This is a genomic window from uncultured Paracoccus sp. (assembly GCF_945915435.1).
Lineage (GTDB): Bacteria > Pseudomonadota > Alphaproteobacteria > Rhodobacterales > Rhodobacteraceae > Paracoccus.
The window spans coordinates 1-17992 of the sequence record NZ_CAMEFG010000017.1 but is presented as its reverse complement, the minus strand read 5'-3'; the positions used below and the strand labels follow the sequence as shown (position 1 = coordinate 17992).

Annotated in this window: 18 protein-coding genes; 8 read left to right on the top strand and 10 right to left on the bottom strand. The window is 64.9% G+C overall.

What is annotated here, in order from left to right; genetic code table 11:
* The first annotated feature begins 32 nt into the window (after positions 1 to 32).
* The 3 genes from lpxC to recN all read left to right on the top strand — a co-directional run bounded on the left by lpxC (position 33) and on the right by recN (position 3601).
* Entirely contained in the window at positions 33 to 962 is a 930-nt protein-coding gene (lpxC, locus tag Q0O97_RS07580; protein WP_294926846.1) for a UDP-3-O-acyl-N-acetylglucosamine deacetylase, read from the top strand.
* 137 nt (positions 963 to 1099) lie between these two features.
* Entirely contained in the window at positions 1100 to 1951 is an 852-nt protein-coding gene (locus Q0O97_RS07575) for an outer membrane protein assembly factor BamD (RefSeq protein WP_294926844.1), read from the top strand.
* A gap of 6 nt (positions 1952 to 1957) precedes the next feature.
* Positions 1958 to 3601, top strand: coding sequence for a DNA repair protein RecN (gene recN / locus Q0O97_RS07570; RefSeq protein ID WP_294926842.1), 1644 nt, complete (start codon positions 1958 to 1960; stop codon positions 3599 to 3601).
* A 4-nt stretch (positions 3602 to 3605) separates the two neighbouring features.
* Here recN and Q0O97_RS07565 read toward each other — a convergent pair whose 3' ends face one another.
* Entirely contained in the window at positions 3606 to 4079 is a 474-nt protein-coding gene (locus Q0O97_RS07565; RefSeq protein WP_294926840.1) for a hypothetical protein, read from the bottom strand.
* Between the two features lie 273 nt (positions 4080 to 4352).
* Positions 4353 to 5852: a CoA-acylating methylmalonate-semialdehyde dehydrogenase gene (locus tag Q0O97_RS07560; protein ID WP_294926838.1), complete on the bottom strand. Its 1500-nt coding sequence runs from the start codon at positions 5850 to 5852 to the stop codon at positions 4353 to 4355.
* A 108-nt stretch (positions 5853 to 5960) separates the two neighbouring features.
* Between Q0O97_RS07560 and Q0O97_RS07555 the strand changes: the two genes are divergently transcribed.
* From Q0O97_RS07555 to Q0O97_RS07540, 4 genes are all read left to right on the top strand, one after another.
* On the top strand, positions 5961 to 6854 hold the full coding sequence (locus tag Q0O97_RS07555) for a LysR family transcriptional regulator (protein WP_294926836.1): 894 nt from the start codon (positions 5961 to 5963) through the stop codon (positions 6852 to 6854).
* 81 nt (positions 6855 to 6935) lie between these two features.
* Positions 6936 to 7373 carry a CBS domain-containing protein gene (locus Q0O97_RS07550; RefSeq protein WP_294926834.1) on the top strand — a complete coding sequence of 146 codons (438 nt, stop codon included), beginning with the start codon at positions 6936 to 6938 and terminating at the stop codon, positions 7371 to 7373.
* A gap of 105 nt (positions 7374 to 7478) precedes the next feature.
* The gene (coaD, locus tag Q0O97_RS07545; RefSeq protein WP_294926832.1) at positions 7479 to 7970 is read left to right on the top strand and encodes a pantetheine-phosphate adenylyltransferase; all 492 of its coding nucleotides are present in this window, start codon (positions 7479 to 7481) and stop codon (positions 7968 to 7970) included.
* 36 nt (positions 7971 to 8006) lie between these two features.
* Complete coding sequence (locus Q0O97_RS07540) at positions 8007 to 8816, top strand: DUF2189 domain-containing protein (RefSeq protein WP_294926830.1); 810 nt, start codon at positions 8007 to 8009, stop codon at positions 8814 to 8816.
* Positions 8817 to 8871: 55 nt separating this feature from the next.
* On the opposite strand, the gene Q0O97_RS07535 is transcribed toward Q0O97_RS07540, so the two are convergent.
* From Q0O97_RS07535 to pyrC, 8 genes are all read right to left on the bottom strand, one after another.
* Positions 8872 to 9369 (bottom strand): polymer-forming cytoskeletal protein, encoded by a 498-nt coding sequence (locus Q0O97_RS07535; protein ID WP_294926828.1) that lies wholly within the window; start codon positions 9367 to 9369, stop codon positions 8872 to 8874.
* Positions 9359 to 10660 carry a M23 family metallopeptidase gene (locus Q0O97_RS07530; RefSeq protein WP_294926826.1) on the bottom strand — a complete coding sequence of 434 codons (1302 nt, stop codon included), beginning with the start codon at positions 10658 to 10660 and terminating at the stop codon, positions 9359 to 9361. The genes Q0O97_RS07535 and Q0O97_RS07530 overlap by 11 nt, the downstream gene beginning before the upstream one ends.
* Before the next feature lie 258 nt (positions 10661 to 10918).
* Positions 10919 to 12313: a helix-turn-helix transcriptional regulator gene (locus tag Q0O97_RS07525; protein WP_294926824.1), complete on the bottom strand. Its 1395-nt coding sequence runs from the start codon at positions 12311 to 12313 to the stop codon at positions 10919 to 10921.
* A gap of 59 nt (positions 12314 to 12372) precedes the next feature.
* Positions 12373 to 13569 (bottom strand): multidrug effflux MFS transporter, encoded by a 1197-nt coding sequence (locus Q0O97_RS07520; protein WP_294926822.1) that lies wholly within the window; start codon positions 13567 to 13569, stop codon positions 12373 to 12375.
* The gene (locus tag Q0O97_RS07515; RefSeq protein ID WP_294926820.1) at positions 13556 to 13906 is read right to left on the bottom strand and encodes a DMT family protein; all 351 of its coding nucleotides are present in this window, start codon (positions 13904 to 13906) and stop codon (positions 13556 to 13558) included. Before Q0O97_RS07515 ends, Q0O97_RS07520 begins: the two co-directional genes overlap by 14 nt.
* Entirely contained in the window at positions 13903 to 15399 is a 1497-nt protein-coding gene (locus tag Q0O97_RS07510; protein ID WP_294926818.1) for a replicative DNA helicase, read from the bottom strand. Before Q0O97_RS07510 ends, Q0O97_RS07515 begins: the two co-directional genes overlap by 4 nt.
* A gap of 70 nt (positions 15400 to 15469) precedes the next feature.
* Positions 15470 to 16141, bottom strand: a complete 672-nt coding sequence (locus tag Q0O97_RS07505; protein WP_294926816.1) for an orotate phosphoribosyltransferase — start codon at positions 16139 to 16141, stop codon at positions 15470 to 15472.
* Complete coding sequence (gene pyrC, locus Q0O97_RS07500) at positions 16138 to 17181, bottom strand: dihydroorotase (RefSeq protein ID WP_294926814.1); 1044 nt, start codon at positions 17179 to 17181, stop codon at positions 16138 to 16140. The genes Q0O97_RS07505 and pyrC overlap by 4 nt, the downstream gene beginning before the upstream one ends.
* A 126-nt stretch (positions 17182 to 17307) precedes the next feature.
* Here pyrC and Q0O97_RS07495 point away from each other — a divergent pair, with 126 nt between their 5' ends.
* Entirely contained in the window at positions 17308 to 17622 is a 315-nt protein-coding gene (locus tag Q0O97_RS07495) for an antibiotic ABC transporter (protein ID WP_294926812.1), read from the top strand.
* Positions 17623 to 17992 lie beyond the last annotated feature (370 nt).

The window sequence follows — 17992 nt, the reverse complement described above, 5'->3', positions numbered from 1 at the left end:
CAGGCCGCAAGAGCAAGAAACGGATGACAGTCATGCAGTATACCATTGCGCATAAGGCCCAGTTTCGTGGCGTCGGATTGCACTCGGGTGCGGCTGTCCGCCTGTCCATCCTGCCCGCCCCCGTCAATCACGGCATCGTCTTTCGCCGCAGCGATCTTGACGGCGCGCTGATCCCGGCCCGCTGGGACCGGGTCACGCCCTCGCAGCTTTGCACCTTGCTGGAAAACGGCGAAGGCGCCAGCGTCTCGACGGTGGAACATGTGATGGCGGCGCTGGCCGGGCTTGGCATCACCAATGCGGTGATCGAGGTGAACGGGCCGGAAATCCCGATCCTCGACGGTTCCTCGGCCCCCTTCGTCGCCGGTATCATCGAGGCTGGCCTGCGCCCGCAGCCCGAAGCGGCGCTGCGCGTCCTGCGCGTTCTCAAGCCGGTCGAGGTGCGCCAGGGCGAAAGCTTTGCCCGCCTGACCCCCGCCGACCATCTGGAGATCCATTTCGACATCGACTTTGCCGATGCCGCGATCGGGCATCAGGAAAAGCGGCTGGACATGGCCAACGGTGCCTTCGTGCGCGAATTGATGGACAGCCGCACCTTCTGCCGCCTGTCGGATGTCGAGGCGATGCAGAAATCCGGCCTTGCCCTTGGCGGCTCGTTCCTGAACGCCGTCGTGGTCGATGGCGACAAGGTGCTGTCGCCCGGCGGGCTGCGCCACCAGGACGAAGCGGTGCGCCACAAGATGCTGGACGCGATGGGTGACCTGGCGCTGGCCGGCGCACCCCTGCTGGCACGTTACACCGGCCACCGCGCGGGCCATGCGATGACCAACCGCCTGCTGCGCGCGCTGTTCGCCGATTCCGACGCCTGGCGTTGGGAAACCTGCTCTCGCGGGTTGGAACAGCGCATGCCCGGCGCGGGCGTTTTCCACAAGATCACCCGGACGAACCAACTGGCCGTCGCCTGACGGCCAGCCGTGTCCGCAAATCACGAGCCGTTGAATGCTTTGCCATTTTGCGCCGCCGGTTTTTCTGTGCTAACAGGTCGTCGCTGTGCCGCCTACCGGCCTCAGCATATGAATGGAATCGGACAGGCAGGTAATGAATGGCGGGCATGAGAACGGCGGGTTCCCTCGTGGCATTGGCGCTTTCGGTAAGCCTGTTGTCTGGCTGCGGCGGCCTTGGCCGTGGCAACGACAGCAACGAATCGCTTGAGAACTTCACCGCCGAGGAAATCTATAAGCGCGGCGAATATGAGCTGGAAAACAACACCCGTCCGCGCGACGCCGTGCGCTACTTCAGCGAGGTCGAGCGGCTCTATCCCTATTCCGAATGGGCCAAGCGGGCGCTGGTGATGCAGGCCTACAGCCACCACAAGGCGCGCGATTACGAAGAGGCGCGCGGCGCCGCGCAGCGTTTCATCGACACCTATCCGGGCGACCAAGACGCGGCCTATGCGAAATATCTGCTCGCGCTCAGCTATTACGACCAGATCGACGACGTGGGCCGCGACCAGGGCCTGACGTTCCAGGCGCTGCAATCGCTGCGCGAGGTGATCGAGGAATATCCCGACAGCGAATATGCGCGTTCGGCCATTCTCAAGTTCGACCTGGCTTTCGATCACCTTGCCGCCAAGGAGATGGAGATCGGGCGCTATTACCTCAAGCGCGGGCACCATTCCGCCGCGATCAACCGCTTCCGCGTCGTGGTCGAGGATTTCCAGACCACCACCCACACGCCCGAGGCCCTGATGCGCCTGACCGAGGCCTACCTGTCCCTTGGCCTGACCGACGAGGCGCAGACCGCCGGCGCGATCCTGGGCCACAACTTCCAGTCCTCGCCCTTCTATCAGGACGCATTCGCGCAGCTTCGCGGACGCGGCTTGCAGCCCGAGGCGCGGGGCGACAGTTGGCTGACGAATGTCTATCGTCAGGTCATTCAGGGCAGATGGCTGTAGGCCGCGATGCTGCGGCATCTCGACATTCGCGACGTCCTGCTGATCGACCGGCTGGCGCTTGAGTTTCACCCCGGCCTGAACGTGCTGACGGGCGAAACCGGCGCGGGCAAGTCGATCCTGCTGGATTGCCTGGGTTTCGTCCTTGGCTGGCGTGGCCGCGCCGATCTTGTCCGGCAGGGCGCGACGCAGGCCGAGGTGACCGCCGTGTTCGACCTGCCCCCCGATCACCCCGCGCGCGCGGTCCTGTCCGATGCCGGCATCCCGGTCGAGGATGAGCTGATCCTGCGCCGCGTTAACAACGCGGAAGGCCGCAAGACCGGCTGGATCAATGACCGCCGCGCCTCGGGCGAGGTTCTGCGCAACCTGTCGGAAACGCTGGTCGAACTGCACGGGCAGCACGACGACCGCGGGCTGCTGAACCCGCGCGGCCACCGGCTGTTGCTGGATGCTTTCGCCGGGATCGAGACTGCCCCCACCCGCGCCGCATGGGGACGGCGGCGCGAGGCTGCGCAGGCGCTGCAAGCCGCCGAGGCCCGTCTGGCCGCCGCCCGCGCCGAAGAGGAGTTCCTTCGCCATGCCGACGCGGAACTGGACAAGCTTGATCCCCAGCCCGGCGAAGAGGCTGAGCTCGACACCCGCCGCCGTGCCATGCAGGCCGCCGAGAAAATCCGCGCCGATGTCGCCCGCGCCCTGCAAGCCCTTGGTCCCGAAGGCGCCGAGGGCGCGATGCTGGACGCCAACCGCTGGCTGGAAGGCGCCGCCGACCGGGCCGAGGGCGCGCTGGACGCCCCCCTGTCCGCGCTGCAACGCGCCCTGATCGAATTGGGCGAGGTGTTTTCCGGCGTCGAAACCGCGCTGGACGGCATGTCCTTCGACCCCCACGACCTGGAACAGACCGAGGAACGGCTGTTCGCCCTGCGCGCCCTTGCCCGCAAGCATGACGTCCTGCCCGACGACCTGGCCAGCCTCGCGGATGATCTTCGCCAACGGCTCGGCGCCTTGGATGCGGGCGAAAGCGAACTCGCCAGCCTTTCGGATGCGTTGGCGCAGGCGGAAGCCGCTTATGCGCTTGCCGCCGATGCGCTGGCCGCCGAACGGGCGGCGGCTGCCGAGCGGCTCGATGCCGCGATGGCAGCCGAACTTGTTCCGCTCAAGATGGAACGCGCGGTCTTTGAAACCCGCCTGTCGCCGGGCGAGCCGGGACCCGAGGGGCGTGATAATGTCGCCTTTACCGTCGCGACCAACCCTGGCGCGCCCTCGGGACCGCTGGACCGCATCGCCTCGGGGGGGGAATTGTCGCGTTTTCTGCTGGCGCTGAAGGTTTGCCTTGCGCGCGGCAATGATGCGCTGGTGATGATCTTCGACGAAATCGACCGGGGCGTGGGCGGTGCCACCGCGGACGCCGTGGGGCGCCGCCTTGCCCGGCTGGCCGATGGCGCGCAGGTGCTGGTCGTGACTCACTCGCCCCAGGTGGCGGCCTTGGCCAGCCAGCATTTCCGCGTCGCGAAATCGGTGGCGGACGGGATGACGACCTCGACCGTGACAAGCCTGACCCGCGATGAACGGGTGGATGAACTGGCCCGGATGCTCGCGGGGGAAGAGGTCACCCCCGCCGCCCGCGCCGCCGCCAAGGCCCTGCTGAAAGGCTGAAAATTCAGTCCAATACGTGATCGATTTGCCGGATCACCGACATCACCTGCATGGATTGGGCATCATAACGAAACAGCTTGCCCTCGACGATTCCGAAGCCTTGACCATGCGGCGCGGGGGCCAGGCCGTAAAGCCCGGGACGGTTGATCGGGTGGAATTCGCCGGGGGCGATCATCTCCCCGACCCGCAGTTGATGGCCCGTGTCTGCAACCTGGATGGGCCTGCTGATCGCTTGGGTCCCTGCGGCAACGAACAGCAGGCAACCTTCGCCGCCGATCCGCATATTGGCCGGACAGTCGCCAGCCTCATGCGCCATCCCCAGATGCCGTGCCGATCGGCCGGGGATGTTCGGGGTCACGGTTTCCTGCGCTGCCGTCTCGCCGGACCGGGCCGGGAACTGGCTGCTTACGAAACCCAGAACCGGCAGCAAGAACGTAGCTGTCAGGCCAACGGCTGCAATGATCCTGAGCTTTGACATCCCTGTAACCGAATTTCATCCAAGCCTGATGCGCTGTCCGTCGCCCAACGCCAGCGCCAGTGCGGGGTTTCCGAATTTTCGGATGGTTTCACCGTAGAGTTGCAAATCAGGCACAGCTTGGCCCGACCCCATTCCCCGCGCCAAAAAAAGGGGACCGGCAGCCGTGCCGATCCCCTGTCTGCCGCCCTGCGCCTGGCTGCTTGCCTGGCATGGGTATTTAAGTGATGAAGAAAATGTTTTCTCTATCACCCAAATACCCATGCGGCGCCGCAATCAGTCCATCGCCTTGAAGTTGAGGCTGGCGCCTTCCCTGATGCCCGAGAACCAGCGGGAGGTAACGGTCTTGGTCTTGGTGTAGAAGCGGAAGGCGTCGGGACCGTATTGGTTGAGATCCCCGAAGGCCGAGCGTTTCCAGCCGCCGAAGCTGTAGTAGCTCAGCGGGACCGGGATCGGGAAGTTGATGCCCACCATGCCGACGTTCACGCGGCTGGCGAAGTCGCGGGCGGTGTCGCCGTCGGCGGTGAAGATGGCCGTGCCGTTGCCATATTCGTTGTCGCAGACCAGTTTCAGGGCCTCGTCATAGCTCTGGGCGCGCACGGTCGACAGGACGGGGCCGAAGATTTCTTCCTTGTAGATGTCCATGTCCGGGGTGACGTCGTCGAACAGCGTCGGGCCGACGAAGAAGCCGTTTTCATAGCCCTGGATCTGCAATCCGCGGCCGTCGATGACCAGCTTGGCGCCTTGTTCGACGCCCGATCCGATCAGCCCCTCGATCCGCTGTTTGGCGGCGCCGGTGATGACGGGGCCGAAGTCGACGTCATCGCCGCCGGTATAGGGGGCGACCTTCAGTTTCTCGATCCGGGGGACCAGGCGTTCGATCAGCGCGTCGGCGGTAGCCTCGCCCACTGGCACCGCGACCGAGATCGCCATGCAGCGTTCGCCCGCCGCGCCGAAACCTGCACCGATCAGCGCGTCGGCGGCCTTGTCCAGATCGGCGTCGGGCATGATGATCATGTGATTCTTGGCGCCGCCGAAGCATTGCGCGCGCTTGCCGTGGGCTGCCGCGCGGCTATAGATATATTGCGCAATCGGGGTCGAGCCGACGAAGCCTACCGCCTGGATCGTGGGGTGGTCGAGGATGGCATCGACGGCCTCCTTGTCGCCATTGACGACTTGCAGCACGCCGTCGGGCAGGCCGGCCTCTTGCGCCAGCTTTGCCAGCATGAGCGAGGTCGAGGGCACGCGCTCGGACGGTTTCAGGATCATCGCGTTGCCGGAAACCAGCGCGGGACCCATCTTCCACAGCGGGATCATCGCCGGGAAGTTGAAGGGCGTGATGCCCGCGACCACGCCAAGCGGCTGGCGCATCGCATAAAGGTCGATGCCGGGACCGGCGTTGTCGGTGAACTCGCCCTTGAGCAGGCTGGGGGCGCCCATGCAGACCTCGATCACCTCAAGCCCGCGCTGGATGTCGCCCCTTGCGTCGGGCAGGGTCTTGCCATGTTCGCATGAGACCAGTTCGGCCAGCGCATCCATGTTGTCGTTGATCAGCGCCCCGAATTTCATCATCACCCGCGCGCGGCGCTGCGGGTTGGTGGCGGCCCATTTCTCTTGCGCCCTGGCGGCGCTGGCGATGGCGGCGTCCAGTTCGGCGGGGGTGGCAAGGGGGACGCGGGCCTGAACCTCGCCCGTGGCGGGGTTGAAGATCTCGGTGAAGCGGCCCGAGGTGCCCTTGACCTCGCGCCCGTCGATCCAGTGGCAAAGTTCGTTCATCTTGTCCTCGTCTGGAATGAAGGTTCCACGGCAAGATAGTCTTGCATCCTTGCGTAGAAAACCGACAGTCTGGCAAAAGCGTTTTGCAATAATGCAAGGAGCCAGGCCGTGGATTGGGACGACATGCGCATTTTTCTGGCGGTGGCGCGCGCCGAAAGCCTGTCCGGGGCGGGGCGGCGGCTTGGGGTCGATGCCTCGACCGTGGGGCGGCGGATCCAGCGGCTGGAGGGGCACCTTGGCGCCAAGCTGTTCGTCAAGACGCCGCAGGGCTATGCGCTGGCTGCCGAGGGCGAGCGTCTGCTGCCCCATGCCGAAAATGCCGAGGCCGCGCTGCTTGGCGCGACCGAGGCTGTGACCGGGCAGAAGGAACTGACCGGCCAGTTCCGCATCGGCGCACCGGACGGCTGTGCGAATTACCTGCTGCCCCAGATCTGCGCGCGCATCTGCGCCGAGAACCCCGAGCTGGAAATCCAGATCGTTGCGCAGCCGCGCGTCTTCAACCTGACCCGGCGCGAGGCGGATATGGTCATCGGCGTCTCGCGCCCCCGGACGGGGCGGCTGACGGTGCAGAAACTGACCGATTACAGGCTGCATCTTGCCGCGCATCGGGATTACCTGGCGGCGCATCCGCCGATCCGGGACGTGGCGGACCTGCGGGCGCATCGGATGATCGGCTATATTCCCGACATGATCTTTGATGCCGAACTGGATTATCTGGCCGAGACGGGGGTGCAGGCGGCGGCGCTGACCTCGAATTCGGTGTCCGTGCAGTTGCAGGCGATTCGGGCAGGGGCGGGGATGGGGATCGTCCATGACTTCGCGCTGCCCTTTGCCCCCGGCGTGCGGCGGGTGCTGACCGGGCAGGTTTCGCTCACGCGGGCTTTCTGGCTGGTGCGTCATGCCGACGATCAGCGGTCGGGGCGGATGAACCGGCTGGCCAGCGCCCTGATCGCAGGGGTGCGGGCCGAGGTGGCGCGATTGCAGGCATTGGCTCTGCCGTGACTCCTATCGCCTCTTGACGCGCGGCGAGGTTGCGGCAACCCTGAAGCCGAGACGGGCGATGACAGAAAGAGGAGGGTGGGAATGCTGGTCAAGCAGATTCTGGCCATGAAGGACAGCGATGAAATCGTGACCATCGGTCCCGATCAGACGGTGGAAGAGGCTGCGCAGTTGTTGGCCCGGCGGCGGATCGGTGCGGTGGTCGTCAGCGAAAACGGCCGCACGGCGCTTGGCATCCTGTCCGAACGCGACATTCTGCGCGTGCTTGGCGAAAATGGCGCGGGCAGCTTGCAGGGCCAGGTCGCGGATCTGATGACGCGCAAGCTGGTGACCTGCGTGACCGGCGACGATGCGCTGAGCGTGCTTGATCGCATGACGCAGGGGCGTTTTCGCCACATGCCCGTCGTCGATGACGAGGGCGGCATGATCGGGCTGATCTCGATCGGCGACGTGGTTTCGGCCCGCCTGAAAGAGCTGAACGCCGAGAAAGAGGCGCTGACCGGCATGATCATGGGCGCGTGATACGCGCGGAAAACGGCACTTGACGCAGCGGATTTCACGACGGATCTTGCGCGCGGCACGGGGCTGCGGTTCCAGGTCGATGATGTGACCCAAAAAGGACGGCATATGCGAGTTGGTCTCTACCCCGGCACCTTCGATCCCATAACGCTTGGTCATGTCGATATCATCCAGAGGGCCGCCGTGCTGGTTGACCGGCTGGTGATCGGCATCGCCATCAATCGCGACAAGCAACCGCTTTTCACGCTGGATGAGCGGGTGCGCATGGTTCAGGCCGAATGCGAAGGCATTGCCGCAAAGGCGGGGATCGAGGTGCTGGTCCACCCATTCGAGAACCTGCTGATCGAATGCGCGCGGGATGTCGGCGCCTCGGTCATCGTTCGCGGGCTGCGGGCGGTTACAGATTTTGAATATGAATTTCAAATGGTTGGGATGAACCGCGCGCTGGATGCCAGTATCGAGACGGTGTTTTTGATGGCCGATGCGCGCCGTCAGGCAATCGCGTCAAAACTGGTCAAGGAAATCGCGCGGCTTGGCGGGGATGTGTCGAAATTCGTCACCCCCCTGGTCGAGCAGGCACTCAGGGCGCGTTTCGCCTGACGCCGCCCAACCTTCCATGACAGGAGAGGCTGGCTCATGTCCAGAAGCGAAAACGACGATTCCGCCGGGGAAAGGCAGGATCTCTTGCCCTATCAGCCGGGCGATCCCGCAAGGCTGGGCTTCGACGCCATTGGTCAGGCGTTGCGGGCTGGCTGGTGGGATTTCCTGAAGGCGCCGGGTTTCGGCCTGTTCTTCGCGGCATTCTACGTCGCGGGCGGGCTGGTTCTGGCCTCGGTCGCCTTCCTGTCGGGGCAAGAATGGTGGCTGCTGCCCTTTCTGGTCGGCTTCCCGCTGATCGCCCCCTTTGCCGCCGTCGGCCTTTACGAGGTCAGCCGCCGGATCGAGTTGGGCCAACCCCTGATCTGGCGCGAGGTCCTGGGCACGGTCGTGGCGCAAAAGGATCGGCAGGTGCCCTCGATGGCGATGCTGATCCTGCTGATGTTCATGTTCTGGGTCTTTGTCGCCCATACGAATTTCGCCCTGTTCATGGGGCTGTCGTCGCTGACCAACATCACCTCTTCGCCGGAATTGCTGTTGCAGGGCAGGGGGCTGGCGATGCTGCTGGTCGGCGCGGTGGTCGGCGCGGGCTTTGCCGCGATGCTGTTTGCGATCACGGTGGTCGGCCTGCCGATGATCCTGGACCGCGAAATCGACCTGATCACGGCGATGATCGCCAGCTTCCGGGCAGTTTTCGCCAATCCGGGGGTCATGCTGGCATGGGCCGTGCTGATCGCGGCGCTACTGTTCCTGGCGATCCTGCCGGTATTTCTGGGGCTGTTCGTCGTGCTGCCGGTGCTGGGTCACGCAAGCTGGCACATGTATCGGCTGCTGATGCCCGACGAATGACATGAAAAGGGCAGCCTTGCGGGGCTGCCCATTCGTCCGTCCGTGCGAGCGTCGTTTATTCGGTGTCCGGCCCGTTGCCCGCCGGAGGGGCCAGCTTGGGCGTGACGCCGTTTTTCAGCGGGTCGTCCTGACGCTGGACCGAGCCTTCGAAATGCGCGCCCGATTCGATGGCGATGGTCTTGTGGACGATATCGCCCTCGACCCGCGCCGAGGCGCTGAGGCGCACCTTCAGCCCGCGCACGCGGCCGATGACGCGGCCGTTCACGATGATCTCGTCCGCGACGATCTCGCCCTTGATGGTGGCGGTTTCGCCGACGGTCAGCTGGCGGGCGCGGATGTCGCCTTCCACCGTGCCCTCGATCTGCACGTCGCCCGCGGTCTTGATATTGCCGGTGACGGTCAGGTCCGAAGACAGGACCGAAGGGGCCGAGCGCACGCGCGACGGGGCGCTGGCGGTCAGGTCGTGGCTTGCGTCATGGCTTTTGGGCGCTTCGGGTTCGGCAGCGCCTTGCTGGCGGGGGCCGGGTTCGGTGACACGGGTCTTAGAAAACATTCTGGGCAGCCTTGATGAAACTCATGGGGTCCACGGACCGACCGTCGACGCGGATTTCATAGTGAAGATGCGGGCCGGTCGATCTACCAGTGTTGCCCATATCACCGATCAATGCGCCGCGCGATACCTTTTGCCCGACACTCACCCGAATTTTAGACAGGTGGGCATAGCGGGTTTCCGTGCCAAGCGCGTGGCGGATCTTGATCAGGTTGCCATAGCCACGCTGCCAGCCTGCAAAGATCACCTCTCCTTCGCCCGTCGAATAGATCGGCGTGCCGACCGGGGCGGCGAAATCGATGCCTTCATGCATCCGGCCCCAACGCCGGCCATAGGGCGAGGTGAAGCGGAAGGCCGATTTCACAGGCATCGCCAGCGGCATCTTGTCCATTGCGATCCGGTAGGTGTTGATCTGGTCAAGCGAGATCAGGATTTCCTGCGCCCGCGCCTCTTCCTGCGAGATTTCGGCATTGCCGCGGGTCGAGACCGTGGCCGATCCCAGCGGACCGCCGGTGCCGGAATAGCCGCGGCGCACGGTGCGCAGCAACTCGTCCGAATTGATGCCGGCCTTGCGGAACATGTCCTCGAGAGGTTCGACCGAGACGTTCACGGCATCCTCGATCTGGGTGAAGATCTCGTTGTTGCGCGCGATCAGCCTTTCGTGGTCCATCGCGATTTCCTGGGCGCGGCGCTGCGCCTCGGCGGTCTCTTGTTCGGCCTTGAGGCGGGCGGATGCGGCCTCTTTCAACTCGTTCGACAGGATGTCCAGCGCGACCGAGAACTCCTCGACCCGGTTGCCTGCCTGGATGCCATCACCCTCGCCCTCGCCCTGAAGCATGGCCATGTCGCGGGCCGTCTGCGCCTCTTGCAGCGAGGCCTGGACGATGGCGATGCCCGATTCCAGCTCGCGCAGGCGGGTGTCGGATTGCAGAAGCTGGCTTTGCATCTGCGACACCTGCGCCAGCGCGGCCGAGAAACGATCCTGTGCCGCCAGCGCCTCGGTTGCGCGGGCGTCGCGTTCGCTGGAAAGCGCGGTCAGGCGTTGTTCAAAAGCATGTTGGGCCTGCGTGGCCTCGTTCTTCGCACCACCCTCGCCGACCGCGTTGATCGCCAGGATCGCGCTTGCCACCAGCGTCCAGCCCAGAACCACCACGCCGCCGCCGATGGCGCAGATCTGCGTCAGGGGACGCAGGCGCAGGAAACGGGCGTTGTTTTCCGACTTGAGAAACAGGCGTTGTTCCGGGAACCAGCGTTCAAGAACCGCGTTCAGGCGATGGGTGATGCGCAATGTCACTGTCCAAATCTGATTGGGCGCTACCCTGACCGGCAAACCGATCGGTGCGCATGCAAGGGGTAAACCGGACCCGTTCCATTCTTGCAACAATTCCGAGCAGAAAATTTTACCGTTTGGCGAAATGTCGCTCACCACGCGGGGCGGCGGGCAAGCTATCGCCGAAATTCCGGCGGGCAGGGTGACGGTGCGTAAATCCGTTTACCGGATATCAGGAATTGATGCGGCCGGTTGTCGCGCCTTGCCCCCGAATCGCGGATGTCATTCGAAGGCGTAGGGCAGCGGTCCGGCGCGGTCGGGGGGGATTCGCAGCGGCCGCCCGACCGGCGGGACGGATCGCTGGTGACAGTTCTGGCGCGGGCAGATGCGGCAGGAAATGCCGATCGGCTCGAAACCTTCGGGATTGGCCAGGTCGAGACCGTCGGCATAGACCAACTGGCCCGCATGGGCGATCTCGCACCCCAGGCAGATGGCAAAGCGGCGGATCGGCGCACCGAAGGCCCCGCCGGGCTTCGACACGTCCCGCGACAGGCACAGATAGCGTTTGCCGTCCGGGGTTTCGGCCAGTTGGCGCAGGAATCTTGTCGGGGTTTCAAAGGCCTGATGAACCGTCCACAGCGGGCAGGCGCCGCCGAAACGCGCGAATTGCAACCGCGTGGCCGAGTGGCGCTTGGTGATCGTTCCGGCCTGATCGACGCGCACGAAGAAGAAGGGCACGCCCTTGGCCCCCGCACGCTGCATGGTCGAAAGCCGATGCGCCACCTGCTCCAGCGAGGCATGGAACAGGTGCATCAGCCGTTCGAGATCGTGGCGTTCGGCCTGCGCGGCGGCAAGGAAGCGCGAATAGGGCATCATCGCGGCCCCGGCGAAGTAATTGGCCAGACCCAGGCGGGCAATGTCGCGCGCGCTGGAAGATCGGAAACGCGCAAGCTCCAGCGTGGCGTCGATCAGGTCGCCATGCGCCTCTAGCGCGACAAGGTGGTTCAGTTGGAAGGCCAGCGTTTCCGCATTTGCCGCCGCATTCGCGATAAGACGCCGCCCCTGCCGCTGGAATACCGGCCCGCCGCCCAGTTCGGCCATCTCGACCGACAGGCCAAGCCGGTTCAGCGCGCGGATGGCGCGGGCGGTCGGGGGCATGTCGCCGTCCGCGGTCCCGTAGCGTTCCGCCGCGCGGTCCACGGCGTCGATGTAATTGTCGCAATAATGGAAGAAGTCGCGCACCTCCTCCCAAGGGGCGGGGGTGGCGTTTTGCGCGCCCGCGCCAAGGGCCTCATCCAGCGCGGCAAGGCGTTCCTGCCCCTCGCGATGCGCGCGGTAGAGGTCCAGGAAGGCGCGCGCGAAGGCGGGGGCGTTGGTGACGGTCAGGCGCAGATCGCTCATCCCCGGCGGGGCGTCGAACAGCGGATCGGCCAGCGCCTCGGCCAGATCGACGGCCATCCGCTCGGAATCGCCCATCGCCATCGTGCCCAGATCGACCGAGAACTCGGACGCCAACCGCAGCAGCACCCCCGCCGAAACCGGGCGATGGTTGTTTTCCATCTGCGAAAGATAGGGCAGCGAGATACCAAGCCGCTGCGCGAATTCGCGTTGGGTCAGGCGGCTGCGCTTACGCGTTTCGCGCAGGGTGACGCCGGCATAGATCTTTTGCGTGGCCAAGGGTTGCTCCGCTTTTGCAAAGTCATGGATAGACGTTGCAAAGGTGCAAAGGCAAGCGTTCAGCCCTGCATCATCTTGTTGCGCTGGCGGCGGATGACCAGCCGGATGATGACGACCGAGCCGATGGACGAGGCCGCCATGATCGCCAGGAGCGGCGCGGCCCCCGTCGTCGGGCCAAGCAGCGCGCCCGCGATGGCGGCCATGAAGGCGCCGCCCGCGACCATCAGCGCGCCGCCGAAGCCGCTGGCGGTGCCCGCAAGTTCGGGCCGGACGCCCATCAACCCGGCATTGGCGCCCGGCAGGACCATGCCGTTGCCCAGACCAAGAAAGGCGACCGCTCCGAAAAAGATCAGCGGCTGGTGCCATCCGGCCAGGTCGGCGGCCAGCGCGATGGTCGGGGCAAGGCTGGCGATGATCGTGCCTGTCAGGATCAGCCGGTTCATCCCGATCACCTTCACCCCCCGCGCCGACACGAAATTGCCGATCGCGTAACCGATCGAGGGCGCCGCGAACCAATATCCCACCTGTGCGGAACTGAGGTGAAAGACCGTCTCGCCCACGAAGGGCGCGCCGCCCAGATAGGCGAAGAACGACCCCGAGGTCAGCGTCGCCACCAGCGCATAGCCCCAGAATTGCCAGGATCGCGCCAGTTCCGGGTAGGTGGAGAACTGCTGGCGCAGGGGCACGCCGCCGTCCTTGGCGGTCTCGCCCATGTCGAACCAGCAAAGCGCAAAGACCGCCAGGCCAAGCAGCCCCATCATCGCGAAATTGGCGTGCCAGCCCAAGGCCTCGTCAAGAATGCCGCCGAAAGCCGGGGCGACCATCGGCACGACCGCCATGCCCATCGTGACATAGCCGATCATGCTGGCGGCCTCGGCCCCCGGCACGATGTCGCGCACGACCGCGCGCGAGATCACCATCCCCGCCGTCACGACCGATTGCACCATGCGGAAGAACAGAAACCAGCCCGCCGACGGCGCCAGAAGGGTCCCCACCGTCGCCAGCAGAAAGACCGCCAGCGCCCCCAGCATCGCCGGGCGCCGCCCGAACAGGTCGCTGACCGGCCCGGCCAGCAGTTGCAGGACCGCGCTCATCGCGAGGTAGACCGAGACGGAAAGCTGCATCACCCCGTATTCCACGCCGTAATAGCGCGCCATTCCGGGCAATGAGGGCAGAAAGACGTTCATCGACATCGCGGCAAGGCCGGTCACGGCAACCAGCGTGAACAGCCGCGGCGGCGTTCTAGGACCAGTCATGAAAGACAAACCAAGCCCCCAGGCAGATGAATGAAAATCCGACGCCATGCTGCCATGTCATCCGCTCACCCAGCCAGAGCCATGAAAAGACAGCGAAAACCGAAAGACTGATGACCTCTTGAATGGTCTTTAGCTGGGCTGCCGAGAAATAGCCATGCCCGGTGCGGTTGGCGGGCACTTGCAGCAGGTATTCGAAAAAGGCGATGCCCCAACTGATCAGGATCACGGCCGCCAGGGGCGCGCTCTTGTATTTCAGGTGGCCATACCAGGCAAAGGTCATGAAGATGTTCGAGACCAGCAGCAGCCCGATGGTCACGACCGGAACGGGCAAGTTCATCCCGCGTCCCAGTTTCTATGCTTTTCAAGGTTGCCGAAACGGGTGAAGCGGCCCTCGAAGGACAGTTCGACCGTGCCGATGGGACCGTGGCGCTGCTTGCCGATGATGACCTCGGCCTTGCCGTGGCACGATTCCATGACCTGCTGCCACGCCGCCATCTTGTCCAGATCGTGGTCGGCGGGTTTTTCGCGCTCGCGGTAATATTCTTCGCGAAAGACGAACATGACGATATCGGCGTCCTGCTCGATAGACCCGGATTCGCGCAGGTCGGACAGTTGCGGGCGCTTGTCCTCGCGGCTTTCGACCTGGCGGGAAAGCTGGGACAGGGCGATGACGGGGATGTCCAGTTCCTTGGCGATGGCCTTCAGGCCCTGGGTGATTTCCGACACCTCGTTCACGCGGCTGTCCTTGGCGGATGCGGCGCGCAGCAGTTGCAGGTAGTCCACGATCAGCAGGTCCAGCCCCATCGTGCGCTTGAGCTTGCGCGCGCGCGCCGCAAGCTGATTGATCGGCAGGGCGGGGGTGTCGTCGATGTAAAGCGGGCAGTTCTGCAAGTCATGCGCGGCCTGCACGAAACGGCGGAACTGGTCCTCGGACATGTCGCCGCGGCGGATCGCTTCGCTGGGGACCTCGGCGGCCTCGGACAGGATACGGGCGGCAAGCTGTTCTGCCGACATCTCAAGGCTGAAGAAGCCGACGACACCCCCCGCGACGGACCCCTGGCTGCCGTCGGGCAATTCGCCCGTGCGGTGGGCCTTGGCGACGTTGAAGGCGATATTCGTCGCCAGCGAGGTCTTTCCCATCGAGGGCCGCCCCGCCAGGATGATCAGGTCCGAGCGGTTCAGCCCGCCCATCTTGTTGTCCAGATCGACCAGCCCGCAGGCGATGCCCGACAGCCCGCCGCCCCGGCTGTAGGCCGCATTGGCCGCCTGCAACGCGCCGGTGACGGCGGCAAGAAAGCTTTGGAAGCCGCGCTCGGCGACGCCCTGTTCGCCCAGCTTGTAAAGGACCTGTTCGGCGTCCTTGATCTGTTCCTCGGCATTGTCCTCGACCGCGACGGTCGAGGCGCGGGCGGCGATGTCATGGCCAAGCGCGATCAGGTCGCGGCGCATCGCGAATTCGCGGATCATCTGCGCATAGTCGCGCGCGGCATGGGATGAAATCGCCGCCGCCGCCAGCCGCGCCAGATAGGCCGGTCCGCCCAGGTCCTTCAGCCCCTGGTCGTTTTCCATGAAGGCCTTGATCGTGACCGGGCTGGCCAGCGCGTTGCGGGTGATCCGCTGCGCGCAGATTTCATAGATCCGGCGATGCACCGGATCGTAGAAATGTTCCGCCTTGATGATCCGGGTAACGTGGTCGAAAACCTCGTTATTGGTCAGCAGGGCGCCCAGCAACTGCTGCTCGGCCTCGATCGAGAAGGGAACGGCCTGATCTGCGGCCTCGCTTGCCAGTTCGGATGGTTTCCTGATCTCCAACGCGCGCAGCTCGCTCATGCCGACCCCTCGATTCCCGTAAGGCTTGCTTATCACATACCGGCCCCGATTGGACCATTGCCTTTTGGCGTCAGGGGTGGGCCGCCTGCCATGCGCGCGGGTCGCCCAGGAAGGATTCGACCTCGGCCAGCGTCGCCTCGTCGAAGGCAGCCTGTGCGCGGGCCTCGGCCAGAACGTCCCACCAGGTGCAAAGATAGTGCAGGCGCACCCCGTGATCGTTCAGCCTTTGCGCGGTTCCCCTGAAGATGTCGTAATAGAAGATCACCGCCGTATCGCCGCATTCCGCGCCGGTTTCGCGAATCGCATCGACAAAGGACAGCTTGCTGCCGCCGTCGGTGGTCAGGTCCTCGACCAGCAGGACGCGCTGGCCCTCGGTCATCTCGCCCTCGATCCGCGCGTTGCGGCCGTAACCCTTGGGCTTCTTGCGCACATAGGTCATCGGCAGGGCCAGCCGCTCGGCGACCATCGCGGCGAACGGGATGCCCGCCGTCTCGCCGCCCGCGACGTTGTCGAAGGCCTCGAAACCCGCGTCGCGCATGACGGTCGCCGCCATGAAATCCATCAGGGTCGCGCGGATGCGCGGATGGCTGATCAGCTTGCGGCAGTCGATATAGGTCGGCCCCTTCAACCCTGAGGCATAGGTGTAGGGTTCCGCCGCATTGAAATGCACGGCCTTGATTTCCAACAGCATTCGCGCGGTCAGGCGCGCGATCTCTTCGCGCGGGGGGAAGGGCAGGGTCATGCGGGATCCTCGACATGCCAGTAAAGCGGAAAGCCGGGGTCGAAGACGGTGACGGTCTCGGCCCCGGTGGTGATCTTGGCGGGGTATTCGGCGGGGGTGTCGCGCTTGACCAGCCGGATGCGGTCCCCGTTCACCGGCAGGCGGTAGAAGGCGGGACCGTTGCGCGAGGCGAAACCTTCCAGCCGGTCCAGGGCGCCGTCTTCCTCGAAGACATGGGCAAGGATCGACATGGTGTTCGGCGCGGTGAAGCAGCCCGCGCAGCCGCAGGGCGATTCCTTGGCCGTGTCGGGGTGAGGCGCCGAATCGGTGCCCAGGAAGAAGCGCGGATCGCCTGAGGTCGCGGCGCGGCGCAGCGCCAGCCGGTGGCTTTCGCGCTTGGCGACGGGCAGGCAATAGTAATGCGGCTTGATCCCGCCGACCAGGATATGGTTGCGGTTGATGACCAGGTGGTGGGTGGTGATCGTCGCTGCGATATCGTCGCCCGCGCCGACGTAATCCACGCCGTCGCTGGTGGTGATATGTTCCATCACGACGCGCAGGCCGGGGTTCTTGCGCCGGACCGGGTCCAGAACGCGGTCGATGAAGACGGCCTCGCGGTCGAAGATGTCGATTTCGGGGTCCGTCACCTCGCCATGCACGCAAAGCGGGATGCCGGCTTCCGCCATTGCCTCGAACACCGGGCGGACCTTGTCGAAATCGCGCACGCCGCTGGCCGAATTGGTCGTGGCACCCGCCGGATACAGCTTGACCGCCGAGATCACGCCGTCCCGATGGGCGCGCAGGACATCGGCGGGATCGGTGGTCTCGGTCAGGTAGAGCGTCATCAAGGGACGCAACGTCACGTTTTTCGGCAATGCGGCATTGATCCGGTCGCGATAATCTGCCGCCTGCTGCCCGGTCACGACCGGCGGCACCAGGTTCGGCATGATGATCGCCCGCCCGAAATGCGAGGAATGACCGCAGACCGCCGCCAGCATCTCGCCGTCGCGCAGATGCAGGTGCCAGTCATCGGGTCGCAGCAAGGTGATTTCGTTCATCATGATCCGGCCTTATAGGGGCTTTGCGCAAAGGGGTGAAGGGCTGCCGGTGGTCCGAAATGGGCACTTGGCAAATGTCTCGCGCCGTTCCAGCTTTGGACAAACGCGACAGGAAAGGAAAGACAAAGAATGAAGACGGGCATATTCGGACCCGCTGTCATGCTGGTGCCGTTCGCGCTGTGGCGGCAGATGAACCAGATCGCATGGAATTCGCAGATGGTGATCGCCTTGCGCGTGGCGGGGATGATGGGGGTCCTGAAACAGGACGCGGCCGAGCCGCAGCGGATGGTGCAGGAAAAGGCCGATGCCGCGGGCGAATCGATGCGCGCCGCGCTGCGTGCCGCGGCCAGCGGCAAGCGGGCCGATCACGTCATGGCGGCGGCGCTGCGACCCTATCGGCGGCGCGCCTCGGCCAATGCCCGCCGCCTGACCCGGCGCAGCTGAGGCGTTTCGGGCAAGCCGGATTTCGCCGGGGCCGTATGAAAGCCCAAATTCCGCGATATATGCGGGGAATATTTCCCGCATAGATAGGCATTTACTGCCTCAATCGGAACAATGCCTCGCCACCTCGACGACGCGAGAACATCGTTTCTAGGATGAAGTCGTCCCGAGTTTTCACGCGGGCTTGGTGGCAAGTCGCTTGGGGCGCGACACGCTTGCTCGGCGTGGTGGACATTTCATTCGGGTGACGAACGGGGCGGTTCTGGCGGACAATGGTTCTTGACGGATTCGCGAATTTTGAACTTGGTGTCAGCTGCCCAGCTGCCCAGCTGCCCAGCTGCCCAGCTGCCCAGCTGCCCAGCTGCCCAGCTGC

Excerpts from the sequence above, each read along its gene's own strand:
- recN (WP_294926842.1), top strand. The coding sequence starts at position 1,958 with ATGCTGCGGCATCTCGACATTCGCGACGTCCTGCTGATCGACCGGCTG.
- Q0O97_RS07540 (WP_294926830.1), top strand. The coding sequence starts at position 8,007 with ATGTCCAGAAGCGAAAACGACGATTCCGCCGGGGAAAGGCAGGATCTC.
- Q0O97_RS07505 (WP_294926816.1), bottom strand. The coding sequence starts at position 16,141 with ATGACCCTGCCCTTCCCCCCGCGCGAAGAGATCGCGCGCCTGACCGCG.
- Q0O97_RS07510 (WP_294926818.1), bottom strand. The coding sequence starts at position 15,399 with ATGAGCGAGCTGCGCGCGTTGGAGATCAGGAAACCATCCGAACTGGCA.
- Q0O97_RS07575 (WP_294926844.1), top strand. The coding sequence starts at position 1,100 with ATGGCGGGCATGAGAACGGCGGGTTCCCTCGTGGCATTGGCGCTTTCG.
- pyrC (WP_294926814.1), bottom strand. The coding sequence starts at position 17,181 with ATGATGAACGAAATCACCTTGCTGCGACCCGATGACTGGCACCTGCAT.
- lpxC (WP_294926846.1), top strand. The coding sequence starts at position 33 with ATGCAGTATACCATTGCGCATAAGGCCCAGTTTCGTGGCGTCGGATTG.
- Q0O97_RS07495 (WP_294926812.1), top strand. The coding sequence starts at position 17,308 with ATGAAGACGGGCATATTCGGACCCGCTGTCATGCTGGTGCCGTTCGCG.
- Q0O97_RS07520 (WP_294926822.1), bottom strand. The coding sequence starts at position 13,569 with ATGACTGGTCCTAGAACGCCGCCGCGGCTGTTCACGCTGGTTGCCGTG.
- Q0O97_RS07565 (WP_294926840.1), bottom strand. The coding sequence starts at position 4,079 with ATGTCAAAGCTCAGGATCATTGCAGCCGTTGGCCTGACAGCTACGTTC.
- Q0O97_RS07550 (WP_294926834.1), top strand. The coding sequence starts at position 6,936 with ATGCTGGTCAAGCAGATTCTGGCCATGAAGGACAGCGATGAAATCGTG.
- coaD (WP_294926832.1), top strand. The coding sequence starts at position 7,479 with ATGCGAGTTGGTCTCTACCCCGGCACCTTCGATCCCATAACGCTTGGT.
- Q0O97_RS07560 (WP_294926838.1), bottom strand. The coding sequence starts at position 5,852 with ATGAACGAACTTTGCCACTGGATCGACGGGCGCGAGGTCAAGGGCACC.
- Q0O97_RS07535 (WP_294926828.1), bottom strand. The coding sequence starts at position 9,369 with ATGTTTTCTAAGACCCGTGTCACCGAACCCGGCCCCCGCCAGCAAGGC.
- Q0O97_RS07515 (WP_294926820.1), bottom strand. The coding sequence starts at position 13,906 with ATGAACTTGCCCGTTCCGGTCGTGACCATCGGGCTGCTGCTGGTCTCG.